Source organism: Magnetococcales bacterium (genome assembly GCA_015232395.1).
GTDB lineage: Bacteria > Pseudomonadota > Magnetococcia > Magnetococcales > JADFZT01 > JADFZT01.
Genome location: JADFZT010000065.1, coordinates 1 through 21,907, shown reverse-complemented (window position 1 = coordinate 21,907; position 21,907 = coordinate 1). Strand labels below are relative to the sequence as shown.

Here is a 21,907-nt window from a genome sequence, read left to right as displayed (position 1 = left end):
GGCCAACAGACCGCCAAATATCCCAAATTAAACCAAATTCTGCAAGCGTCCTTTGGCTTTGGCCACCGCTTTGGCCACCGCTTCCGTAGCCGTCCCCCCCAAGCTCCTGCGGGCATTCATCGAGGCGGTGACGGTGAGCACGGCATGGACATCCCCATCAATCCGGGAATCGACCCCCTGCAACTGGCTGAGGGTCATCTCCTCCAAAGTGCACCCCTTCTCCACAGCGATAGCGACGATACGCCCGGTTATTTCGTGGGCTTCCCGGAAGGGGATATCCTTGCGTACCAGATAATCGGCCAGATCCGTCGCCGTGGTGAATCCCTCCCCGGCGGCTTTCAACATGGCGGCTTTATTTACCGAAATCCCCGGCACCAGATCTCCCATCACCCGCAAAGAGCCCTGCACGGTATCCAGGGTATCGAAAATCGGCTCTTTGTCCTCCTGCATGTCCCGGTTATAAGCCAGGGGCAAACCCTTCATCAGGGTGAGGAGCGCCATCAGATTGCCATACACCCGACCCGTCTTGCCCCGGACAAGCTCCGGAATATCGGGATTTTTTTTCTGGGGCATGATGGAAGAGCCGGTACAAAAAGCGTCCGCCAGCCCCACAAAACCAAAAGCCGGAGAGACCCAGAGAATCAGCTCTTCGGAAAAACGGGAAAGATGCATCATCAAAAGGGCTGAATGGGCATTCAGCTCAATGGCAAAATCCCGATCCGACACCGCATCCAGGGAATTTTCGCAAATCCCCTCAAAGCCCAGCTCTTCGGCGACCCAAGCCCGATCCACCGGAAAAGGGGTACCCGCCAGCGCCGCAGAGCCCAACGGCAGTTGATTGATGCGGCTGTGCAGCTCCCCAAACCGCGCCCGATCCCGATCCAGCATCTCCACATAAGCCAGCAGGTGATGGGCAAAATTGATGGGCTGGGCATTTTGCAGGTGGGTAAATCCCGGCATGACCGTTTCGGTGTGGGCTTCGGCCAAGGTGACGAGATTGCGCTGCATGCGGAGGATCTCCCCCCGAATCGCATCCACCTCCTCCCGGAGATAAAGCCGCAAATCGGTCGCCACCTGATCGTTGCGGGAGCGGGCGGTGTGGAGCTTCCCCGCCACCGGACCGATCAACTCCCGCAGGCGGCTCTCCACATGCATGTGGATATCTTCAAGGGAGGTTTTGAAAGGCAGCTTGCCCTCTTCCAGCTCCCCCTCCACCCGATCAAGCCCTGCCAAAATCGCCTCGGCATCCCCCGGGGGAATAATCTCCTGGCGAGCCAACATCCGACAATGAACCCGGGAGCCCAGAATATCCTGGCGGTAGAGCCTGGAGTCGTAGTGGATGGAGGCGGTGAAGGCCTCGACAAAGGCGTCGGTGGGGCCGGAAAAACGCCCGCCCCAAAGTTTGGTGGAGCTGTTTTTATCACCCATGGTCCGGGTCAAGATCCCTTGGGGCGCAGTTGCTTGGCGATGCGCATTCTCAGAGCGTTCAATTTGATGAACCCCCCCGCATCCGACTGATCATAGGCCCCCTGGTCATCCTCAAAGGTCGCAATGGCCGGCTCAAACAGGGAATAGTCGGACTTGCGCCCCACCACCATCACGTTGCCCTTGTAAAGCTTCACCCGCACCACCCCCGAAACAAAAGCCTGGCTGGCATCGATCATCGATTGCAGCATCTCCCGCTCCGGGCTGAACCAGTAGCCATTGTAGACCAGGCTCGCATAGCGGGGAGTGAGTTCATCCTTGAGGTGAGCCACTTCCCGATCCAGAGTCAGGGATTCCATCGCCCGGTGGGCCACCCCCATGATGGTGCCGCCAGGGGTTTCATACACCCCCCGGGACTTCATCCCCACATAGCGGTTTTCCACCAGATCCAACCGACCGATGCCGTTTTCTCCCCCCAGTTGATTGAGGCGGGTGAGGAGTGTGGCCGGGGTCATTTTTTCCCCATCGAGAGCTACCGGATCGCCTTTTTCAAAGCTGATCTCCACATAAGTCGGCTTGTTCGGCGCCTTTTCCGGAGAGACCGAAAGCATAAACATCTCTTCGTCAGGCTCCTGCCAGGGATCTTCCAGGGCGTTGCCTTCAAAGGAGAGGTGCAGGAGATTGCGATCCATGGAATAGGGGACGTTCCCCCGCTTGCTGGTGGGGACCGGAATGCCATGTTTTTCCGCATAGGCGAAGAGCTTTTCCCGGGAATTCAAATCCCACTCCCGCCAAGGAGCGATCACCCGAATGTCAGGGCGCAGGGCATAATAGCCCAGCTCAAAACGCACCTGATCGTTCCCTTTGCCGGTGGCCCCGTGGGAAACCGCCTCCGCGCCGGTCAAGTTGGCTATTTCGATCTGACGCTTGGCGATCAGGGGGCGGGCGATGGAGGTGCCCAGGTGATAGACCCCCTCGTAGAGGGCGTTGGCCCGATACATGGGAAAGACAAAATCCCGAACAAACTCCTCTTTCAAATCATCGATGAAGATCTCCTTGACCCCCATCTTTTCAGCCTTGATACGGGCCTCTTCCAGCTCCTCACCCTGACCCAGATCAGCCGCAAAGGCCACCACTTCACACTGATAGTGATCCTGCAACCATTTGAGAATAATAGAGGTATCCAGGCCGCCCGAGTAGGCCAACACCACTTTGTTCACCTGATCCGCCATCCTGATATTTCCCTTCACTTACCTGTATTGATGGATCACACCTGCCACGAATGAGCAGGGCTGATGTGGTGGCTGATTTACACCTGCCACCCACCCCGAAAGACCGAGATGTTTATTCGTCGTAGAGTCCAAAACCCAAAAGCCACTCCAATATCGCTTTTTGAACGTGAAGGCGGTTTTCAGCCTCATCCCAAATCACCGATTGGGGACCATCCATCACTGCAGCGCTCACTTCCTCCCCCCGATGGGCCGGCAGGCAGTGCATGAACAGGGCATCGGGTGCCGCCAGTTTCATCAAGGCTTCATCCACCTGATAACCCTGGAAAGCCCGCAAACGCCGCTGCCGCTCGGACTCCTGGCCCATGGAGGTCCAAGTATCGGTGGTGACCAGGTCAGCTCGAATGACCGCTTCTTTGGGATCTCGCACCAGGGTGATGGAGCCATCCCCGTCGCTGCCAATCTCCTGCCGGGCCGCTTCCATCAAGCTGGGAGGGGGATCATAATTTTCCGGGCAGGCCAGCATCAGGTGAAAACGCAACTTGGCCGCCGCCTGAATCCAGGTGTTGGCCATGTTGTTGCCATCCCCCACCCAGGCCACCGTCCGCCCCCGAATCCCCCCGCGATGCTCCTGGTAGGTAAAGATATCGGCCAAAATTTGACAGGGATGAAAATCGTCGGAGAGGCCGTTGATCACCGGTACCGATGAATAGTGGGCCATGGTTTCGACATTTTTGTGCTCGAAGGTGCGCACCATCAGGCCGTCCAAAAATCGCGACAGCACCCGGGCACTGTCGGAAACCGCCTCCCCCCGACCCAATTGCAGATCCTTGGCCGAAAGAAACAGTGCATGCCCCCCCAGCTGGAACATGCCCACCTCGAAGGAGACCCGGGTGCGGGTGGAAGCCTTTTCGAAGAGCATCCCCAACACCCGACCTTTCAGGGTATGGGTGGTCGCTCCCTCCAGCAGGGATTTTTTCAGCCACGCAGCACGCCGGAAAAGACGGTCCAGTTCTTCACCGTTTACCGTCGCCAGGGAGAGCAGATCGCGTTTTTCTCGACTTTTTTCCGCCATGTTGGTCAAACCCGTTTCTGGTGGATCGGTCAATCCTTGTGGAGCGGCCCCCGCCATGGGTTTGGTATGGCTCCCACCAAAAAACCAAAAGATCGGGAAGCCGGGAAAAACCCGTTTGCCGGGGTGATCCGGTCAAAAATGATCGTTCAATACGCCTTCCAGGAGATCCATGGCCCGGTCGATCTCCTCCCGGGTCACGGTCAGTGGGGGCAAAAAGCGCAGAATGGTCCCCATCTGACAGCTCATCAAAAGCCCCCTGGAAAGAGCCGTCGCCACCACCTCTTCCGCCGGGGTGTTCAGCTCAAGTGCCGCCATGAGCCCCCGGCACCGGGCCTCTTTGACCAACTTGAATCGATCCTTGATCCGGTTGAGCCGCGCCAGGAGATAGGCCCCCTTGGCGGCCACTTCCTCCAACATCCCCTCTTGGGTCATGACCGAAAAAGTGGCCAGAGCCGCTGCTGCCGAGAGGGGGTTACCGCCGAAGGTGGTGCCGTGGGTGCCTGGCGTGAAAGAATCTGCGACCTTGTCCTTGGCCAGACACGCCCCCATGGGCAGCCCCGATGCGATTCCCTTGGCAGAGGTCATGATATCCGGCACCATCCCGCTCCAGTGATGGCCCCACAGGCGACCGGTCCGCCCCATACCGGTCTGCACTTCGTCCAAAATCACCAAAAGTTCGTGGCGGTCGGCGATCTCCCGCAGGGCATCCAGATAGCCGTCATCCGGAATCACCACGCCCCCCTCCCCCTGGATGGGCTCCACCAGGATGGCCGCAGTATAGGAGCTGATGGCCCGCTCAATGGCCTGGATATCGTTGAAAGGCACGTAACGAAAACCGGGCATCAGGGGATCAAACCCCCGCTGGACCTTTTCTTGGGCGGTAGCGGTGAGGGTGGCCAGGGTACGGCCATGAAACCCCCCGTGGGTGGTGATGATTTCAAAACGGCCCGGGTGACCGTTATCCCGCATATATTTTCGGGCAAGCTTGATGGCCGCCTCGTTGGCTTCCGCCCCGCTGTTGCAGAAAAAGACCTGATCAGCAAAGCAGGAAGAGGTCAGCTTTTCAGCCAGAGCCTCCTGGTTGGGCACCCAATAAAGATTGGAGGTGTGGATCAACCGGGCGGACTGTTCCTGGACCGCCTTGACCACACTCGGATGGCAGTGGCCCAGGTTGTTTACCCCGATTCCAGCGAGAAAATCGATATATTCCCGCCCGGCTTCATCCCACAGGCGACACCCTTCCCCCCGCACGAAAGCGACGGGATAGCGACCGTAGGTAGACATGACTGCTGACTGGCTGGCTCGATTCATGGCCCGCTCCGAAACTTTGGAAAAACTTACTTTTTAACCAATAATGGAAACTTTTACAACGCTTGCCTCCCCCCAAATCAAAAAAAGCCCGGTCCTGTAACAGACCGGGCTTTTTTTGGAGCGGGAAAAGATCAGATGAAGAGGGTGATATCCGCCTCCTGAGCCACCTCGAAAAAGCGGGCGGCACCGGCATATTCCAAGCCATCGATCAGCTCTTCGTGCTTGAAGTCGAACAGGTCGACGGTCATCTGACAGGCGATGTTGTGAACATCGGACTCAATAGCCATTTCCATGAGGTCGTCAATGGAGGCCACCCCCTTGCTCTTGATCTTGGCCTTCATCATGGCGGTGGCTCCCGCTTCGACGAAGGGCATGGTCATCAGAACGTTGGGAATCATCCAATCCGGGGCTGGATTCATGGGCATGGCCGGATTGCCCAGAGGCGAAACCTTGAGGTTACGATCCTTTTTCAGGACTTGAAGCCCATAGAAAGTCCAGAAGATGGTCACTTCATAATCCAGCGCCGCCGCCGTGGTGGCCAGGATCAAGGGTGGATAGGCAAAATCAAGCGTCCCTTTGGTGGCGATAATGGCCAATTTTTTCTGGTCGGACATGCGCCTTCTCCTCTATACCTTGCGGATCTCGTAGTAGAAGACTTCACCAGACTCAGACGCCTTGACCAGCTCGTTGCCGGTCTGTTTGCAGAACGACTCGAAGTCTTTGGCGGAACCGGGGTCCGTCGCCTCAATCGCCAAAATCTGGCCGCCTTCCATTCCTTTGAGGGCCTTTTTGGCTCTCAGGATGGGCAGGGGGCAGTTGAGTCCTTTGGCGTCCAGGGTTTTGTCAGCCATTATTGTGCACCTCCAGAATGTCGTTGATGTGGGTGTTGGTTGGGAGAACCAAGTCTAGTTATCCTAATCGCATCGCTTGCGGTTGCAAATTATTTTTTATTTTTTATAGTTGAATTTAGCAAGGGCCAATTCCATCTCTCGGGGACAAAATGCCATGAAAGCCCCATCGAACCCAACCGATCAATCCCACCAAACCCCCTGGAGCCCATGACCACTATCCTGCTATCTGTCATTTTTCTCACGGCCATTTTATGGTTTTTGGTCAAACTCAAAGAGCTTCGGGAGCAAATCACCGATAAAGAGCTGCCCAACGATGAAACCACTGTCCTCCTGGGTCTCTTCCTCTCCCTGAGCCATGCCTGCCTGGAATATCATCGGGACCGGGGCCACTATCCAGCAGTCGTATGCGGTGCGGCTGACGGCCTCATCGAGATGGGTTATCTGAAAGACGACCCCCTGGCAAAGATGGCCCAGTCCATCAAGCTTTTTTCCATCATCGCTTCCGAAGATGCCGGATATGGCATCTGCCTCACCCACGCCACCGGCAATATCGCCAACGCCATTCTGAACCGGATTGAAAGGTCGGGGCGCAGTCTGATCTTCGTCGATATCGTCGACGGCAAATTCGAGCCCCTCACCCCACCGGTCAGCGGCACCAACCTCACCCTCACTCTGCCGCTGCCCCTCAATCCACCGGGCCGAAACAGAGCGGATACCACCGTCGCTTAATCCACCGAAGAAACAGATCCGGGTTGAGAAGAAACCGACAATCAAGCCTTGAGCCAATGATTCAAGGCTTGATTTTATGTGTATCCAGGGGAGGAAAGACCAGCCCCTGGAAATGTCAGCCGGTGGAAACATCAGCCAACCCCACCGGTCCCACCAGTCCAGGTCGGACAGCGGGTAAAATCGGCTGGATTAAAAGCGGATCACCTCGGCTTTTTTGCGCACCGCTTTTTCAATCTGACGGCTCAAATTTTTGTCTGCCGGGCGATCTGTCCACTCACCGCCCATCAACTCCTGCTTGAGAACCACCACCCGAACCTCCCCATAGGGCTCCACCCCGGAGACCCGGATGTTCAAGCGATAGCGTGAATTGGCGTCTCGGGGGTTGACCTTCCAGTCGGTGGAGATAAATCCACCAGAGCGGCTTGCCACCTGGATGGGCAGATCCATCACCACGTCCAGTGCCCCCTGATAGAGCTTTTCGGCCCGGACCTCCTCCTGGCTGGAGACATAACTGCCACCGCCACCAAAAATCCCGCTGCTGCCGCTGCTGTTACCCGCTCCAAAAGAAAAAAAGCTGTCCTCACCAGCGTCAGCCGCGGAGTTATAATCCCCGGTCTCTCTGGCTTCATCCAGAACATTTTTTTTGCCAAACTGGGAAAGCTTGTGCTCATCCACCTTGTTGGGGCTGCTCCAAATTTTTGAAGAGCAGCCGGAGGTGGCCAAAGCCAGGCCCAGGAGGACGGTGGTTAAAATTTTTCCGTTCATCTCGTCAATCACCTTACAAGTGTGAGAAACCCGGGGGAAAAAAGGTTTTCGGCCTGTGTCTGTTTTTCCGGTTTCAATCCGAGCCCAATCGTAGCAGATAAATCGGCCTCTGAAAACATCATGTGCCAGGGAAAAACCCCCTATCCCGGGCCGGTTGGGTCGAACCAGGGCCGAATAGACAAAAAAACGGATGACTTAAAGGGTTAACCATCCAGACTCTGCTGACATTTTTCCCGGTAAAGATCAGAGTGTGGCGTGGCTTGGCGGGTGTGTCATGACCCTGTCACGCGTAGTTATTGGCCGCAATTATTGGTAAATTATTGGGTCAATGACAGCCGGATGAAAACACCACCCGGAAAAACCGGCCCAGAAATAAATGGGATACGCCCCATGCGTGGAAAAAAGAGTCCCCCCCTGCCCAGGCAGGCAAGCTCCGGCGGTCGGAAGGCCCGGGCCATTCCCGAGCTGTTGAAAAAAGCGGCCCATCTCCACGCCCAAGGTCAATGGGACCAAGCCGAAGGACTCTGCCGAAAAATTCTCAAAATCCAGCGCCAGCATCCCGATGCGCTGCATATTTTGGCCGCCCTTTCCCTGGCGCGCCAACAGCTGGACCGGGCCTTGACCCGCATTCAAAAAGCGATTTTAGCAAGCCCCCTTCACCCCGGTTTTCACAATACCCTGGGCCTCATCCATCTCAAAAAAAACGCCCTGGAAAAGGCCCGAGCCGCTTTTGAAAAAGAGCTTGCCATCGCCCCGGGCAACCTCCAGGCCATCAACAATCTGGGCCACCTTTTGCGCCGTTCAGGGCTTCATGAAACCGCTGAAAAACTTCTAAAAAATGCCCTGCACCACCATCCTGGCACCGCTAGCCTGTGGCTCAATCTGGGCCAATGTTTGAAAGCCTGTGATCGAACCGAGGAAGCCGCCCAAGCCTTTACCAAAGGAATTGAGTGCGACCCCCATCTGCCCCAAGTCCACAAAAATCTGGGAGTCTGCCTCCAGCACCAGGGTCAAGCCGTTGAAGCGGAAGCGGCCTTTCGCAAAGCCTGGGCACTCAAACGCGATTATGGGGAGGCGATTCAATCCCTCGCCCACGTCCGCCGATTTTCAGCAGCGGATCGCAAAGATCTCCTCGCCGTACAGAGGGTTTTCAACCAGCCGCAAATCACCGACGCCACCGCTGCCCACTGCCATTTTGCTCTGGGAAAAATGCACGATGACTGTGGCAACTGGTCGGATGCCTTCCACCATTATCAGCAGGCCAACGGGATTCGTCGTCGCCAACACCCCTTCTCCCCCGAGGATCATCACCGCCTGGTAGCGCGAAACATCGCTATTTTTTCAGAAAACTATTTTTCAGGGGGTGATTTTGGTGATCCATCAGAGCAGCCGGTGTTTATTCTCGGCGCGCCCCGCTCCGGCACCTCCCTGGTTGAGCAGATTCTCGCCTCCCACCCCCAGATTTTTGGTGCGGGGGAGCTATCCACCCTCCCGCAACTGGCTCAAAAACTTGCCCCTCTTGGGGATTCGGATCACTCTTTTCCCGAATCGGCGCGAGATCTCCGTTCTGATGAGGCCCAATCCCTGGCTGAAGCTTATCTGGCGCGCCTCAATCGGGACGCTCCTCTTTCAGCTTTAAGGGTGATCGACAAGTTACCCGACAATTTTTTCCATCTGGGATTGATTTTCAAACTTTTTCCCCAAGCCCGGGTGATTCATTGCCGACGCCGTCCCATGGATCTGGCTCTCTCCCTCTATTTTCAGGATTTCAGCCATCGCCATCCCTACTGCTACGACCTGGCCGATATCGCTCATTTTCTCAATGCCAACGAAAAACTGGCCACTCACTGGCAAAATATCTTCCCCGACCGCCTCCTTACCATCCACTATGAGGATGTGGTAGCGGATCTCGAAGGAAGTTCCAAACAGCTGGTTGCCTTTTTAGGCCTCCAATGGGATGCAGCATGCCTCACTTTTCACCAAAATCCACGCACAGTCGCCACCGCCAGCTCCTGGCAGGTGCGCCAACCCCTCTATCGCCATGCGGTGGAGCGGTGGCGAAATTATGAAGCCTTTCTGGCTCCTTTCCGGGAAAACCTGGCCCAATAGCCTGTTTCTGCCTCGCATCCTGAAGGTTCATTAGCCTTACCAGGATAAACGCCAGGGTGGGCGTGGCTTTTATATGCTCACCACATTCTCCCGGTAAAAATCAAAATCCACAAAATATTCAATATTTGCAGCTATGTAGGATGTGGTGAGCCGTGCGAACCGCATCGTTGGATCGCTTTCGCAGATATTTGAACCGGACCCTCTCAGGTTGTGTAAACCCAATGGATGGTTGATGTGAGGATTTGCTTGGAAAAAATGATGCGGTTCGCACAGCTAACCACATCCTACATGGGTACTTGATTTGGTTTATTTGATTGGTGAAACAGTAGGATCGGGAGAATGGCAGAGTCATCTGCTGCTTGATTTGGTTCGGATGATCGGTAAAACGGTGGGATCGGGAAAAACGGGGGGGATCAGAGATGTAGAGCGATCAAAAAATTCAAACAAAAAAAAGGGGGGGCCGAAGCCCCCCTTTGAATCATCATGCGACTGCTACAACAAAATGGCTGACTTAGAAGGCCATCTTGACGGCAGCTTCCAGCAGGTACATGTCGTCGACGTTGGCGTTATCAGCCGTCTCGTCGGGATCGACATAGGTGCCTTGCAGGTACAGAGTGGTGTTGGTGTCCAGCTTGGTGGAGACCTTGAGGGTACCGCCCCAGGCGCTGTCAGCAGCGAAGTCGGAGATACCGTTGTCGTTCAGGTCTTCCTCGACGACAGAAGCGTAGTCGAGCATGGGGTTGATCGTCCAGCCACCAGCGTTGAAGGTGAGGCCAGCGCCGATACCGGTCATGTTCTCGCTGTTGGAGAGATTGGCAATGGCGTTGTCACCGGTGGTGTTCTCGGTCAGATCGGTGAAACCATGGGCACCCATCAGATCCACACCGCCGGGGCCACCGTTGTCCCAAGTAGCGGACCAGCCCTGCTTGCTGTCAACGATGTTGTCGAAGTCTTCGCCAGCATAGAAGGCATAAGCATTCCATCCGCCGAAGCCGGTCTTACCTTTGGCGCGCAGAGCAGCCAGGAAGTCACTCTCTTCAGCCTGTCCGGCGGAAGTAGCGTTGTCCCAGCCACCTTCCCAGATCACGGTACCGGTCAGATCGATGCCGGAGATCATGGTGTTGGCGGTCAAAGCCAACCAGTGGTTGTTGGTGTCGGAACCGTTGGCAACGCCGGTGTCGGCCAGGGTAGCCAAGAGGTTGGAACCTTCTTGGGCATCCATGTAAGCGGCGGTGAACTGCAGGTTGATGTCATTCATCTCGCCGAGCAAGGTCAAGAAGTAGAGATCAATGTCATCGTCGTCGGCGCCGCGGGTGGTGTCATTCTCGGACAGACCGGAAGCGTTACCCTCATCCCAACGCACGTTGGCCAGGACAGCGGTGATGTCGCCGAAGGTGCGGGACAGCATGATGGTACCGAAAGAGGTGGTGTCGTGGTTGACGAGAATCTTGTCGTTCAAAGAAAGGGGCATGTCGCCGACTTTCACACCAAAACCCCAAGCTTCGGTTTCCAACCAGAGCTGACGGATGTCCCAGTCACCACCATCGGTGGCTTGTGAGCCGCCAACGTTGTTGTTGTTGGAGTGGCCGTGAGCACCTTCAACCATACCACTGTCGACAACGCGGGTCACCATGTGAGCGTGGGTCTTGTTGCTCACGGTGAAGTCCATTTGAAGCTCAAGACGGTGGGCCCACCAGCGCTGCTCGTCACGGATGGAAGCGTCATCAGCCAGGGTGTTGTCGGTGTCTTGGACGCGGAAGAAGTAGTAGCCGCCCATGGAAACGTTGTCGCCTTTTTTCTTCCACTTGCCCACAACAGGACCGCCTGCATCAGCCATGCCGGGAGCGAAAGCCATCGCAGCCAGAGCGGCCGCACCAAGAATCATAGACTTCTTCATTTTTGTTCTCCTTAAGTATGTACTGCTTTAGAGTGTCGCTCCCAGAACCCCCGCCCCGGGAACTTTTTCGTTAAACTGCTTAGGTCTTTCCTGCTTAACTTTCTGTGTGCTGCCTGTGTGTCTTTTTGCAACACACCTGTTGCTCTTTCGCAACAATGTCGAACCTTATATCGCGTTCTGCGTCTCACCGTCAAGAAAAAAAAATCAACCTCTGCATTTTTTTTCCTGACCGGTGGTGGCTCAGGTCCAACCTGTTGTTGGGGTTGTCCTCCCTCCCCAGGGATTGGGACGCTGAAGCCTGGAATCTCTTCCCGTTTTCAGCGTCCCGCCCTTGGAATTGAACGACGGATCTCTACTAAGCAACTCCGGGGCCAAAACCAAATACTTGTTATAACTTACTGTTTAAAAAGAACTTTTAACTGCAAGGTCTGTGGCGCCCACTGGTGGCTTGTCAGGGAATTGACCTTGCCGAAAGTTTCCGGGGGTTAAGGTGTGGCTTTTCCGACACCCCCCTGCCATGACAGCCCTTGGCCTGGGACCATTCTGCGCAACCACACCCCTCTGAAGAGCCCCAATAGCCCCTTGTGGGAAAAAAGACACGCATGGCTCACACTGATAAATATGCCACACTCCCTCCCCCACACCCTCCTCCCATCGGTATACAAGGGCAAAATCCGGGGCATTAGTGTAACTTTTCTCCCCCCAGGTGTCTCTTATCGGCCTCATATGATCACCCCTTGATCGATAAATGCGGCCATTTTTGCCTTTTTTCACACCCTGTTTACACCGAAAAGAGAATGATTCTTTTTTAATATCAAGCGGTTGAGCCCAATATATGATCGATTGTGGATAAAGTGTCACACCTCAAAGAGCACCGTGCCAGGAAGGCAGCCCCCAAAAGAGCTGAAGAACTTGCCTGGGAGATGGGGCCATGGTTACATGCTGGCCATCCTCCGGGATAAGACCGGAAGGAGTCGGCCACCCTTTGCTGAAGGATCCATCGGCATGTCCTATTTCGACCGGATGAAAAAACCCATCGACTGGATCAAGCAGCCCGTCCTGGATCTGGAGCGGTTTTTGTTGCGGGGGGTCTATCTCCTGATCCGCCGCTTTCGTGGCCAAAAACCCCTCCCCGATCCAACCAGACGCATTCTCCTCATCCGCCGCAACCGTCTGGGGGATGCCGTCTGTGTGCTACCGCTGATCGAAGTGCTGAAAAAGAGCGACCCCCAGCTGGAAGTCCACCTCCTGGCCAACCCCTATAATGCCGTGATCTTCCAAAACGCCCCCGGCATCGACCAGCTCCACATACTGGATGATAAAATCTACCTGGGCCGCATCGGGCTCCCCTTCCACCCGTTGCTGCGTACTCTCAGGGCCATCCACTTCGATCAGGTGGTGGTGATCGGCGGCTACTCCTCCCTGGCGGCGTTGATCGCCTGGTTCAGCGGCGGTCGCTACCGAATCGGCACCAGCTCCCCCAAAGGGCAGATCTATGATCTCATCTTTGATGCCGCCAACCCCCCAGTGGATCATCCCAACCAACACCAGGTCACCTCCTCAGCCCAGGTGCTGAAGCTGGGGGGGTTCACCCTCCCCGATCCCCTCCCCTGGGCCACCATGACCCGGCCCCATCCCCCCACACCCGGGGTGCTGGCCCTCTGCCCGGATGTTCCCCGAAAAGCCAACCGCTACCCCCTGGAAAAATATCGGCTGCTGCTGGAAAGACTGCGCCAAAAAAATGGGATCACCGAAATCCGGCTATTCCTCACCTCACCCGATCATCCCCTTCGCGCCCTGGAAAAAGAAAAGGGGGTGATCTATCAGGCCACCGATTCCGTTTCCGCCTTTATTCAAGAAGTCTCCCGCTGTGAATCTGCGGTGGCGGCTGAGGGGGGGTCTGCCCATATCACCGCCGCCTTGGGATTGCCAACGGTGGTGATCTCCGGCCGAACCGCCCGGGTGAGCGCCCAATGGCGACCCTGGGCTGCGGCTGCGGTGATTTTGGAGCGCCATGAGGCGATTGGGGAGATTACGGCGGACGACATTTCAGCGGCTTTGGGGCGGGTCATGACGGATAACGGCAAGCCCAGGGGAACTTCCCTCTGATTTTGACCAAAAAAAATGGCGGGCACACTTTCCATATGTGCCCGCCATGATTTTTCCCGTGCTTCGATCCTGCTGCTCTTCAGATCCTATTTTTCTTCTTTGGCCTTCGCCTCCAGCACCAACCTGGCAATGTGGCTGGGAACCTCACTGTAGGTGGAGACCTGCATGGTGTAGAGACCTCTGCCGGAAGTCAGGGCGTTGAGCACGTTGCCGTAATCCAACACCTCCGCCATGGGCACCTCTGCCTTGACCGTCTGCTGACCCGCCTGGGGAATCATACCGGTGATACGACCCCGGCGGCTGTTCAAGTCACCAATCACATCCCCCAAAATATCATCGGGTGCCGTCACCTCCATGGCCATGATGGGCTCCAGCAAAACCGGACGGGCCGCCTCCATCCCCTTTTTGAACGCCATGGAACCGGCAATCTTGAAGGCGTTGTCCGAGGAGTCCACCGAATGGTGGGTGCCATCCACCAAAGCCACCTTGAAATCCACCACCGGATAGCCCCCGATGATGCCAGCTCCCATCGCCTCCCGAATCCCCTTCTCCACCGAAGGGATAAACTGACGGGGAATCACACCACCGACAATGCGATCCTCAAACTCAAAACCGCTTCCCCGGGGCTGGGGTGACATCTCCACCCAACAATCCCCATACTGCCCCCGACCACCACTCTGCTTTTTGAGTTTGCCCTGCACCCGGGCCGAACCCAGGATCGTCTCCCGATAGGGTACCTTGGGGGTTTTAAGCGTGGCATTCGCCCCATATTTACGCTTCAGGCGATCCAACATCACCGTCAGATGGGTCTGGCCCATGCCACCCAAAATCATCTCGTTGGTTTCAGGATCCCGATAAAAACGCAGGGTGGGATCTTCTTCGGTCAATTTGAGCAGACCCGTAGAGGCCTTCTCTTCGGTCTTGGGATCCACCTCCACCGCAAAAGAAGAGGCTGGATCCAGATATTCCACCCCCGGATAGTCGATGGGATTGTCTGCCTGACAGAGGGTATCCCCGGTGCGGCTCTTCTCCAGCTTGGCCACCGCACCGATCTCTCCGGCACTCAGACGACTCACCTGCACCATCTCTTTGCCTTGCAGCTTATAAAGATGGCCCCCCTTCTCCCGCCTGCGCTGGGTGCCGTTATAAACCGGCTTGTCGGCCTCCAACACCCCCGAAAAAACCCGCAACACCGACAGGCGTCCGGAAAAAGGATCGATGGTGGTCTTGAATATGACCCCGGAAAAAGGATCCGAAGCAGTGGGAGAGCGGGAAATTTCCCGGGTCTCATCCGTGGGATCCACACCCACCAGAGGTTGGATGTCCGCCTTGTCCACAGGACTCGGCAGATAGGCGACAATACCGTTGGCCAAAGCTCGTGCGCCGATGTTGGCCCGGCCCGAACCACAAAACACCACCATCATCCGCCGGGTGATCACCGCCTCCCGCAGGCAGCGGTGCAACTCCTCCTCAGCCGGCTCCTCTCCCTCTTCCAAATATTTTTCCAACAGATCATCGTCCCCCTCGACAATCTTTTCCACCAGTTGCGTACGATAGTGCTCGGCATCGGCCCGGGCCTCTTCAGGCAGGTCGATCTGGGTGAAAACCCCATCCTTGGCGGACCAGGCGGTCATGGGAATGAGATCGACGATCCCCCGGAAAGTCTCCCCCGCACCGATGGGAATGGTCAACGGCAAGGTGGCCTGACCCAAGGTCTCCTCAATCTGACCGAGGGTGCGAATAAAATTGGCCCGGGGCTTGTCCATCTTGTTGATAAAACCCATCACCGGCACCGAAGCCTCATTGGTGAGACCCCAAAGCCGCTCATTTTCGGGTTTGACGCCGGTCACACCGGAAAAAAGCATCACCGCTCCCCCCATCACGGCCAGGGTGCCCCGGGTCGATTCCAAAAAATCGATATAGCCGGGGGTGTCGGCGACGTTGATTTGGTGATCCTTCCAGGTCATATGGCCCAGATGGGTGGTGATGGTAATCCCCCGGGCGATCTCCTCGGGCTCCGTACTCATCACCGTGGTGCCCTTTTCCACCTCACCCAATCGCTCAATGGCCTGGGAGTTGAAAAGCAGGGCTTCCGCCAGGGTAGTCTTGCCCGCACCGCCCGGAGCGATCAGGGCCATATTGCGGATCTGGGTAATATCGGTCGTCATGGAATTCCTCCCTAGCGTGGTTGGTCTGATTCCGTCTTTTCCCAGGCCACCTGGTCGATGGCAAAAACAGGTCCGTCAACACAGACCCGCTGGTAGTTCCAATTTTGTCCTGCTTCTGGTGATGGATTTTGTGGCGCTTCTGAGGATGAATCCTGCTGGGAACTCCGAATGGGGGCGGCACAGCCCGCACAGCCACCAAACCCACACCCCATATGCTCCTCCAGGGAGATCTCCCCTCTGAGGCCGGTTCGCCCAGCCAGAAGACTGACCGCTTTCATCATCGGGGTGGGACCGCAGGCGAACAGATGAATATCCGAACGCATTTCATCGGGAAGCTGATGGAAACGCGTCTCCACCAGCTGGGTGACGAATCCCTGAAAATAGCCCGGCTCGGGCACAACACTGGCCAGATGAACTGGAATTCCCAGGAGTTCCAAGGAGGAGAGTGAAAAGGGGCACCCCCCTTCAATCCCCAAAAAGAGGGTGACATTCACCCCTTGGGCCACCAGTCGGCGGGCTAAAAATTCCAACGGTGCAAATCCCACCCCACCGGCAATCAGCCAAGCGTGACGGAAATCCCCGGTCAGGGTGAAAGGGCGACCGATAGGGCCCAAAACCCCCGCCACCTCCCCCTTTTTCCAGCGGGTCATGAGGTCGGTCCCCTCCCCGACTACCTTATAGAGGAGATCAACAGTCCCCTCTCCGGGATGGACGCCATTCAGGGAAAAAGGTCGCGGCAGGGTGAGTGCGGGGTGGATGTCGAGATGAATGAACTGACCTGGCTGGGCTGAGTGAGCAGTGCGGGGGGCATGAAGGCGCAGACGGTGAAATCCCCCTTCCAGGGCTTGGTTTTCCACCACTTGGCCCCTCTCCCGAACCATCACCCCTCTCCCCATGGCCCTTATCTCCCGTCGCTGTGGACAATGCGACCGGCCAGAAGGCTTTTTTTCACCCGCCCCCGGACCTTGATCCCGGCAAAACAGGTGTTGCGGGCCGTGCCGTGCAAACGCCTTGGATCCACCACCCACGCCTCATCGGGATCAAACACCACCACATCGGCTCTGGCACCCACCCCCAGAGTCCCCCCATCGATCCCCAGCAGTTGGGCCGGATTGCAGGTGAGGCAGGCCAGGGTTTCCATCAAGCCAAGCACCCCCTCCCGAACCAGATCCAGGCTCAAGGGCAGGAGGGTTTCCAGACCCACGACGCCATTGGCCGCCCGGCAAAATTCGACCTGTTTGGAATCCCGCTCGTGGGGGGCATGATCGGTAGCGATGGCGGTAATATCTCCCCGGGCCAACCCTTCCAGGATGGCGTTACGGTCGATACCGCTGCGCAGGGGGGGGGACATTTTATAGTTGGCATCGTAACCCACCACCGCTTCGTCGGTGAGGGTAAAGTGATGGGGAGCCGCTTCACAGCTGACCTGAAGCCCTTTTTTTCGAGCTGCGGCGACGGCAGCCACCGCCCCGGCTGCGGAGATGTGGGCGACGTGATAGCGCCCGCCAGTCAGCTCAGCCAGACGGATATCCCGATCCACAATCACCTCTTCGGACTCCACAGGAATCCCCGGCAAACCCAACCGGCTGGAGTGGACCCCTTCGTTCATGCAGCCGCCACAGGAGAGGCCGGAATCTTCGGCGTGCTGGATAATGAGCGCTCCAAAAGCCCGGGAATATTCCATGGCCCGACGCATCACACCACTATCCATCACCACATAGCCATCGTCGGAAAAAGCCACACAGCCAGCCTGCTGCTGGAGCCCCATCTCAGCCAGCTCCTTGCCCTTGAGCCCTTTGGTGATGGCCCCGATGGGATAGAGATTGACCAATCCTGCGGCCCGGGCCTTTTGCAGCATGTAGCCGGTGACGCTGGGGTCGTCGTTGGCAGGGGCGGTGTTGGGCATGGCCGCCACCGAAGTAACTCCTCCCGCCGCTGCGGCCTGGGATCCCCCGGCGATGGTCTCCTTGTATTCGAATCCAGGCTCCCGAAAGTGGACATGCATATCCACCAGCCCCGGGGCCACCGTCAAACCGTCGGCATCGATCACCCGGCAACCGGCAGGAGGATCCACCCGGCCCACCTCCCGGATCACCCCATCGACGATGAGCAGATCGGCTGTGGCATCGAAAGAGGCCGCCGGATCCACCACTCGCCCCCCCTTGATCAGGGTAACGGGGGCTTCGTTCTCTTCCATATTGTGACCGGCATCCAATCCCATGATTCACCCTGTTTACTTGAATCTTAGATACTGACTACATGCGCTACCCGGGATAGTGACTCTCTCCCCGACGATCCCTCTTCCGGGCTCAATCCTTGCGGCGACCGGCGCAGAGACGATAGAGAATGGCCATGCGCACCGCCAAGCCGTTGGCCACCTGCTCCAGAATCACCGCCCGATCCGGATCGTCCGCCACATCCGAGGCGATCTCCACCCCCCGGTTCATCGGTCCCGGATGCATCACAATCGCTTCTGGCGCAGCCTTGGCCAAGCGTGACCGGCTCAACCCCCAAAATTCAAAATATTCCCGAATACTGGGAAAAAATCCACCGGACATGCGTTCCCGCTGCAAACGCAGCATCATCACCACCTGCACCCCATCCAACCCTTCGTCCATATCGTGGTAAACCTTCACCCCAAAAGCCTCTTCCGCCCGGGTGGGCATCAGGGTGGGGGGGCCGACGAAGCGAACCTTCGCTCCCAGGGTTTTCAGGGCGATGGCGTTGGAGCGGGCCACCCGGGAGTGGAGGGAGTCGCCACAGATGGCTACTTCCATGCCTTCAAAATTATCCCGGCCCAGTCGGGGCAGGTTGTCGTCGATGGTGAGAATGTCCAAAAGCGCCTGGGTGGGGTGTTCGTGGCGGCCATCTCCAGCGTTGACGATGGCGGTATCCAGGTGCTGGGCGAGAAATTCGTTGGCCCCGGATTGGGGATGGCGTACCACCACCACGTCCGGATTCATCGCTTCCAGGTTGGCCATGGTGTCGTAGAGGGTTTCCCCCTTGGCCACCGAGCTGGTCGCAACCGAAACGTTGATCACATCCGCACTCATCCGCTTACCGGCGAGTTCGAAGGAGGTGCGTGTTCGGGTGGAATTTTCGTAAAAAAGATTGATCACCGTCCGGCCACGCAGGGTGGGAACCTTCTTGATTTCCCGACGGTTGATCTCACGAATGGAGGCTGCTGTCTCCAGCAGCGTGCTGATTTCGTCCCGGCTGAGCCCCTCCATGCCCAAGAGGTGCTTCCGGTTCCAGGTGGAATGTCCTGAGATCATCTCCTCAATCGGTCCACTTCTTTATAGGTAGCGGCGTACCACCGAAAGGCGGCTGTCGGCCCCCCGAAGGAGCTTGATGGTATCCTGATTTCCGGTTTCGACTGCACGCCCGAGATAATCGGGCTGGATGGGAAGTTGTCGATGGCCCCGATCCATCAACACCATGAGATCGACAATTTCCGGGCGGCCATAATCAAACAGGGCGTTCAGAGCAGCCCGGATGGTGCGCCCGGTAAAGAGCACATCATCCACCAGAATAATGCGTTTATCGTCGATATCCATGGTGAGGTCGGTCGCCCCCACCACCGGATTGGGTCCGACGGTTTTCAGATCGTCCCGATAGAAGGTGATGTCCAGAAAACCCATGGGAAAGGCGCTGCCGAAAATGTCCTTCAGCTGCTCACACAAAATTTCCGCAAGAATGGCCCCCCCCCGACGAATCCCCACAATCACCCGTTTTTCCGGATGGGTAATGTCTGCAGCGATGGCACGGGCGAGCTCCCCGATCATTTTTCGGGTCTCTTCGTCCGAAAGTAAAGTCTCTTCCCGTCTCTTGGACATGGATCCCCAATCCCCTCTGGCACACCTGCCTGATCCCGTTTCTTCCCGACCACACATTACCAGCATTCGACCAAAGGGAACAGACCCTTTGACCCCCTATCCCGCGATCATCAAAAGTAAGGATGGAAAAGAGAGGGGAAAATTGAATTGTCGATCCTTCATGACCACGCTATCATGACCATGGTCACTTCATATCAAACAAGGAGCACACGCAATGTCCAAACGACTCTCCAAATCCCAGTTCAAGCCCCGGGCACTGGAGTGGTTTCGGCAGGTGGAGGAGAAGGGGGAGGAGCTGATCATCACCCACCGGGGCAAGCCGGTGCTGAAAATCGTCCCCTATGGGGAGGAGAAAATGGAAGAAGAGGCAGACCCTTTGGCTTTTTTCCGCAATTCGGTCATCGAATATAAGGATCCCCTGGAACCGGTAGGGCTTGAGGATTGGGAAGCCCTGAAATGATCATGATAGATACCCACACTTGGCTTTGGTGGTTCAGCAATCCGGAAAAACTCTCCCAAAGAGCCTTACAAGCCATCATGGCTGCCAAGGAACACGATAAAATTTATGTCTCAGCCGTCAGTGCCTGGGAGATCGCCTTGCTGAAAAAAAAGGGGCGGGTGACCTTGGCCATGGAGGTGGAAGAGTGGATTGCACGGGCGGACCAGGTGCCATTTCTGGAGATCATACCTCTGGATGCCCATTTGGCCATCCGTTCGGTGGATCTTGCTGATTTCCCGGTGAATGATCCGGCGGATCGGTTCATCGTGGCCACCGCCATCGACAAAAACATGACCCTGGTGACCCGGGATGGCCGGATCCGGGAGTATGGGGCAGTCACCACCCTCTGGTAACACCCCCTCCCGGATCCGGGCCTTCCTGTTTTTCAGCGATCAACCACTTGGTTCAGAGTTTCAGAGCTGTACTTCCGCCCGACCCACGGAGACCGGCGTTTTGGCTTCCGGGGGGAGCTTGGCGTCGAATTTCTTGATGATGGGCGGGGGGAGCAGGTTGTAGAAAAGCTCCGCCCGAACCGTGGCCACATTCGCCGCATCGATGGTGTAGTCAAGCACCCGCACTTCGGCAGGCTTCAAGCGGGAATCCCCACCAATTTTGGTTGCGGCCGGAGGAGCGATGGGCTTGCCATCCTTGCCCACCAGTTTGAGCATGAGCACCGCTTTTTTGTCCTCTTTCATGGCGTTCTTCTGGAAATTTTTCCAGACCACTTTGCCATCGGCATCCAGCCCCGTGAGTTTCAGCACCACGTTGCGAAAAGGTGCGCCGGTGGGAAAATTATGTGCAAGAGGATTGGTCAGGGTCACTTTGGCAGCGATACCCCCATCGCTCTTTTCAGCCTTGAGATCCAAAATCACCCCACGCTTGATCATGGCGGGATCGTGACCACCGCTCATGGCGTGGTTGGCAAAACCGTCCGTTACCGGCATGTGGCAGGATTGGCAGATAACGGTGTTGCCGCTCTCCCGCAACTCCGGACCGGTGGCACAGACCGGCACCTTGTTGGGATTTTTCCGCTGATCGTGGCAACCCAGGCAAAAATCGCCTCCTTTAAACAAGGTTGCGTTACCGGTATGGGGGAAGGGGTTCGAGGCTTTTTCATCTGTTCCGGAGCCAGGAGAAACTACCGCATCGGAGCCATTGAAAGCGCCGTGGGGACCCTGGAGGCTGGAGCCGGAAAAATCGTAGGCCTTGGCACCCAGTTGGGGCTTACCTTCCGGGGAGCTGGTGCCCTTGAAGCTGGAGATGGTGTGGCACGCTACACAGTTGACCCCTTCGGCATAAGCGGGCATGGCGTCGAGCTTGGTTTTACCATCCCGAGCAGCGTTGGGAGCATGGCACTGGAGGCAGATGGGATATTTGCCCGATTTTTTGTGCTTGGCCCCTTCCTGCTTGGGATCCCCGACCAGGGCCCCATACATGGCCCCGTGGATGGGATCGTTCAGCGCGGTGGAGTTGGCATGCATGGAGCCTGCCCACTGCTGAAAAATGGCCTGATGGCATTCACCACAAGCGGTGGCAGAGACGTGGTGCAGGGGGGGTCGTTTGCCGGCGATGGCCTGGGAGGTCGGTCCGCCCAAGCCAATGAGGAATGTAAAAATAAATGCTGCCAGAACGATGGGAGTGGGAAATCTCATCATAAATCGTCTCCATGCTATATAAGTAATTGTGATGGGCCTGACCTCTTTGGAGAGTTCAGAGAGGGAATGGTTCCGCTTGGGTGGATCATTTACAGAATAAAATAGAGGATATCCCCCAGAGGGGAAACGGTTTCCAGGGGGGGATTGAGGGGTTTTATATTCGGCTTGGCTATTGCCGCATCCAGATGCAGTCACCGGACTGTTTTTGCAGGAGGGCGAGAAAGGCTTGGTGGGCGCTCTCTTCTTCGG

Annotated in this window: 19 protein-coding genes; 5 read left to right on the top strand and 14 right to left on the bottom strand. The window is 56.8% G+C overall.

What is annotated here, in order from left to right; all coding sequences use genetic code 11:
* Positions 1 to 27: 27 nt before the first annotated feature.
* From argH to HQL52_15575, 6 genes are all read right to left on the bottom strand, one after another.
* Positions 28 to 1,428, bottom strand: coding sequence for an argininosuccinate lyase (argH, locus tag HQL52_15600; GenBank protein MBF0370874.1), 1,401 nt, complete (start codon positions 1,426 to 1,428; stop codon positions 28 to 30).
* 8 nt (positions 1,429 to 1,436) lie between these two features.
* Positions 1,437 to 2,657, bottom strand: coding sequence for an argininosuccinate synthase (locus HQL52_15595; GenBank protein ID MBF0370873.1), 1,221 nt, complete (start codon positions 2,655 to 2,657; stop codon positions 1,437 to 1,439).
* A 112-nt stretch (positions 2,658 to 2,769) separates the two neighbouring features.
* Complete coding sequence (gene argF, locus HQL52_15590; GenBank protein ID MBF0370872.1) at positions 2,770 to 3,729, bottom strand: ornithine carbamoyltransferase; 960 nt, start codon at positions 3,727 to 3,729, stop codon at positions 2,770 to 2,772.
* Between the two features lie 132 nt (positions 3,730 to 3,861).
* Positions 3,862 to 5,040, bottom strand: a complete 1,179-nt coding sequence (locus tag HQL52_15585; GenBank protein MBF0370871.1) for an aspartate aminotransferase family protein — start codon at positions 5,038 to 5,040, stop codon at positions 3,862 to 3,864.
* A gap of 131 nt (positions 5,041 to 5,171) precedes the next feature.
* On the bottom strand, positions 5,172 to 5,654 hold the full coding sequence (locus HQL52_15580) for a DsrE/DsrF/DrsH-like family protein (protein ID MBF0370870.1): 483 nt from the start codon (positions 5,652 to 5,654) through the stop codon (positions 5,172 to 5,174).
* Between the two features lie 12 nt (positions 5,655 to 5,666).
* Positions 5,667 to 5,891 (bottom strand): sulfurtransferase TusA family protein, encoded by a 225-nt coding sequence (locus HQL52_15575; protein MBF0370869.1) that lies wholly within the window; start codon positions 5,889 to 5,891, stop codon positions 5,667 to 5,669.
* A 207-nt stretch (positions 5,892 to 6,098) separates the two neighbouring features.
* Between HQL52_15575 and HQL52_15570 the strand changes: the two genes are divergently transcribed.
* Complete coding sequence (locus tag HQL52_15570; GenBank protein MBF0370868.1) at positions 6,099 to 6,620, top strand: hypothetical protein; 522 nt, start codon at positions 6,099 to 6,101, stop codon at positions 6,618 to 6,620.
* 189 nt (positions 6,621 to 6,809) lie between these two features.
* Here the strand turns inward: HQL52_15570 and HQL52_15565 are convergent, their stop codons facing one another.
* Complete coding sequence (locus HQL52_15565) at positions 6,810 to 7,385, bottom strand: DUF3576 domain-containing protein (protein ID MBF0370867.1); 576 nt, start codon at positions 7,383 to 7,385, stop codon at positions 6,810 to 6,812.
* 390 nt (positions 7,386 to 7,775) lie between these two features.
* Between HQL52_15565 and HQL52_15560 the strand changes: the two genes are divergently transcribed.
* A complete protein-coding gene (locus HQL52_15560) occupies positions 7,776 to 9,494 on the top strand; it encodes a sulfotransferase (GenBank protein ID MBF0370866.1) in 1,719 nt (572 codons plus the stop codon).
* 511 nt (positions 9,495 to 10,005) lie between these two features.
* Here the strand turns inward: HQL52_15560 and HQL52_15555 are convergent.
* A complete protein-coding gene (locus tag HQL52_15555; protein MBF0370865.1) occupies positions 10,006 to 11,391 on the bottom strand; it encodes a hypothetical protein in 1,386 nt (461 codons plus the stop codon).
* Between the two features lie 939 nt (positions 11,392 to 12,330).
* Between HQL52_15555 and HQL52_15550 the strand changes: the two genes are divergently transcribed.
* The gene (locus tag HQL52_15550) at positions 12,331 to 13,500 is read left to right on the top strand and encodes a glycosyltransferase family 9 protein (GenBank protein ID MBF0370864.1); all 1,170 of its coding nucleotides are present in this window, start codon (positions 12,331 to 12,333) and stop codon (positions 13,498 to 13,500) included.
* 86 nt (positions 13,501 to 13,586) lie between these two features.
* Here the strand turns inward: HQL52_15550 and fusA are convergent, their stop codons facing one another.
* The 5 genes from fusA to pyrR form a co-directional block, all read right to left on the bottom strand.
* On the bottom strand, positions 13,587 to 15,668 hold the full coding sequence (gene fusA, locus HQL52_15545) for an elongation factor G (GenBank protein MBF0370863.1): 2,082 nt from the start codon (positions 15,666 to 15,668) through the stop codon (positions 13,587 to 13,589).
* A gap of 11 nt (positions 15,669 to 15,679) precedes the next feature.
* A complete protein-coding gene (locus HQL52_15540) occupies positions 15,680 to 16,564 on the bottom strand; it encodes a dihydroorotate dehydrogenase electron transfer subunit (protein MBF0370862.1) in 885 nt (294 codons plus the stop codon).
* 5 nt (positions 16,565 to 16,569) lie between these two features.
* The gene (locus HQL52_15535; GenBank protein MBF0370861.1) at positions 16,570 to 17,865 is read right to left on the bottom strand and encodes a dihydroorotase; all 1,296 of its coding nucleotides are present in this window, start codon (positions 17,863 to 17,865) and stop codon (positions 16,570 to 16,572) included.
* A 112-nt stretch (positions 17,866 to 17,977) separates the two neighbouring features.
* On the bottom strand, positions 17,978 to 18,943 hold the full coding sequence (locus HQL52_15530) for an aspartate carbamoyltransferase catalytic subunit (protein MBF0370860.1): 966 nt from the start codon (positions 18,941 to 18,943) through the stop codon (positions 17,978 to 17,980).
* Between the two features lie 21 nt (positions 18,944 to 18,964).
* Complete coding sequence (gene pyrR, locus HQL52_15525) at positions 18,965 to 19,504, bottom strand: bifunctional pyr operon transcriptional regulator/uracil phosphoribosyltransferase PyrR (GenBank protein ID MBF0370859.1); 540 nt, start codon at positions 19,502 to 19,504, stop codon at positions 18,965 to 18,967.
* Positions 19,505 to 19,718: 214 nt separating this feature from the next.
* Here pyrR and HQL52_15520 point away from each other — a divergent pair, with 214 nt between their 5' ends.
* Positions 19,719 to 19,964, top strand: coding sequence for a type II toxin-antitoxin system Phd/YefM family antitoxin (locus HQL52_15520; GenBank protein ID MBF0370858.1), 246 nt, complete (start codon positions 19,719 to 19,721; stop codon positions 19,962 to 19,964).
* Positions 19,961 to 20,356 carry a type II toxin-antitoxin system VapC family toxin gene (locus HQL52_15515; protein ID MBF0370857.1) on the top strand — a complete coding sequence of 132 codons (396 nt, stop codon included), beginning with the start codon at positions 19,961 to 19,963 and terminating at the stop codon, positions 20,354 to 20,356. The genes HQL52_15520 and HQL52_15515 overlap by 4 nt, the downstream gene beginning before the upstream one ends.
* Positions 20,357 to 20,416: 60 nt before the next feature.
* Here the strand turns inward: HQL52_15515 and HQL52_15510 are convergent, their stop codons facing one another.
* Positions 20,417 to 21,655, bottom strand: a complete 1,239-nt coding sequence (locus tag HQL52_15510; GenBank protein ID MBF0370856.1) for a cytochrome c family protein — start codon at positions 21,653 to 21,655, stop codon at positions 20,417 to 20,419.
* Positions 21,656 to 21,907 lie beyond the last annotated feature (252 nt).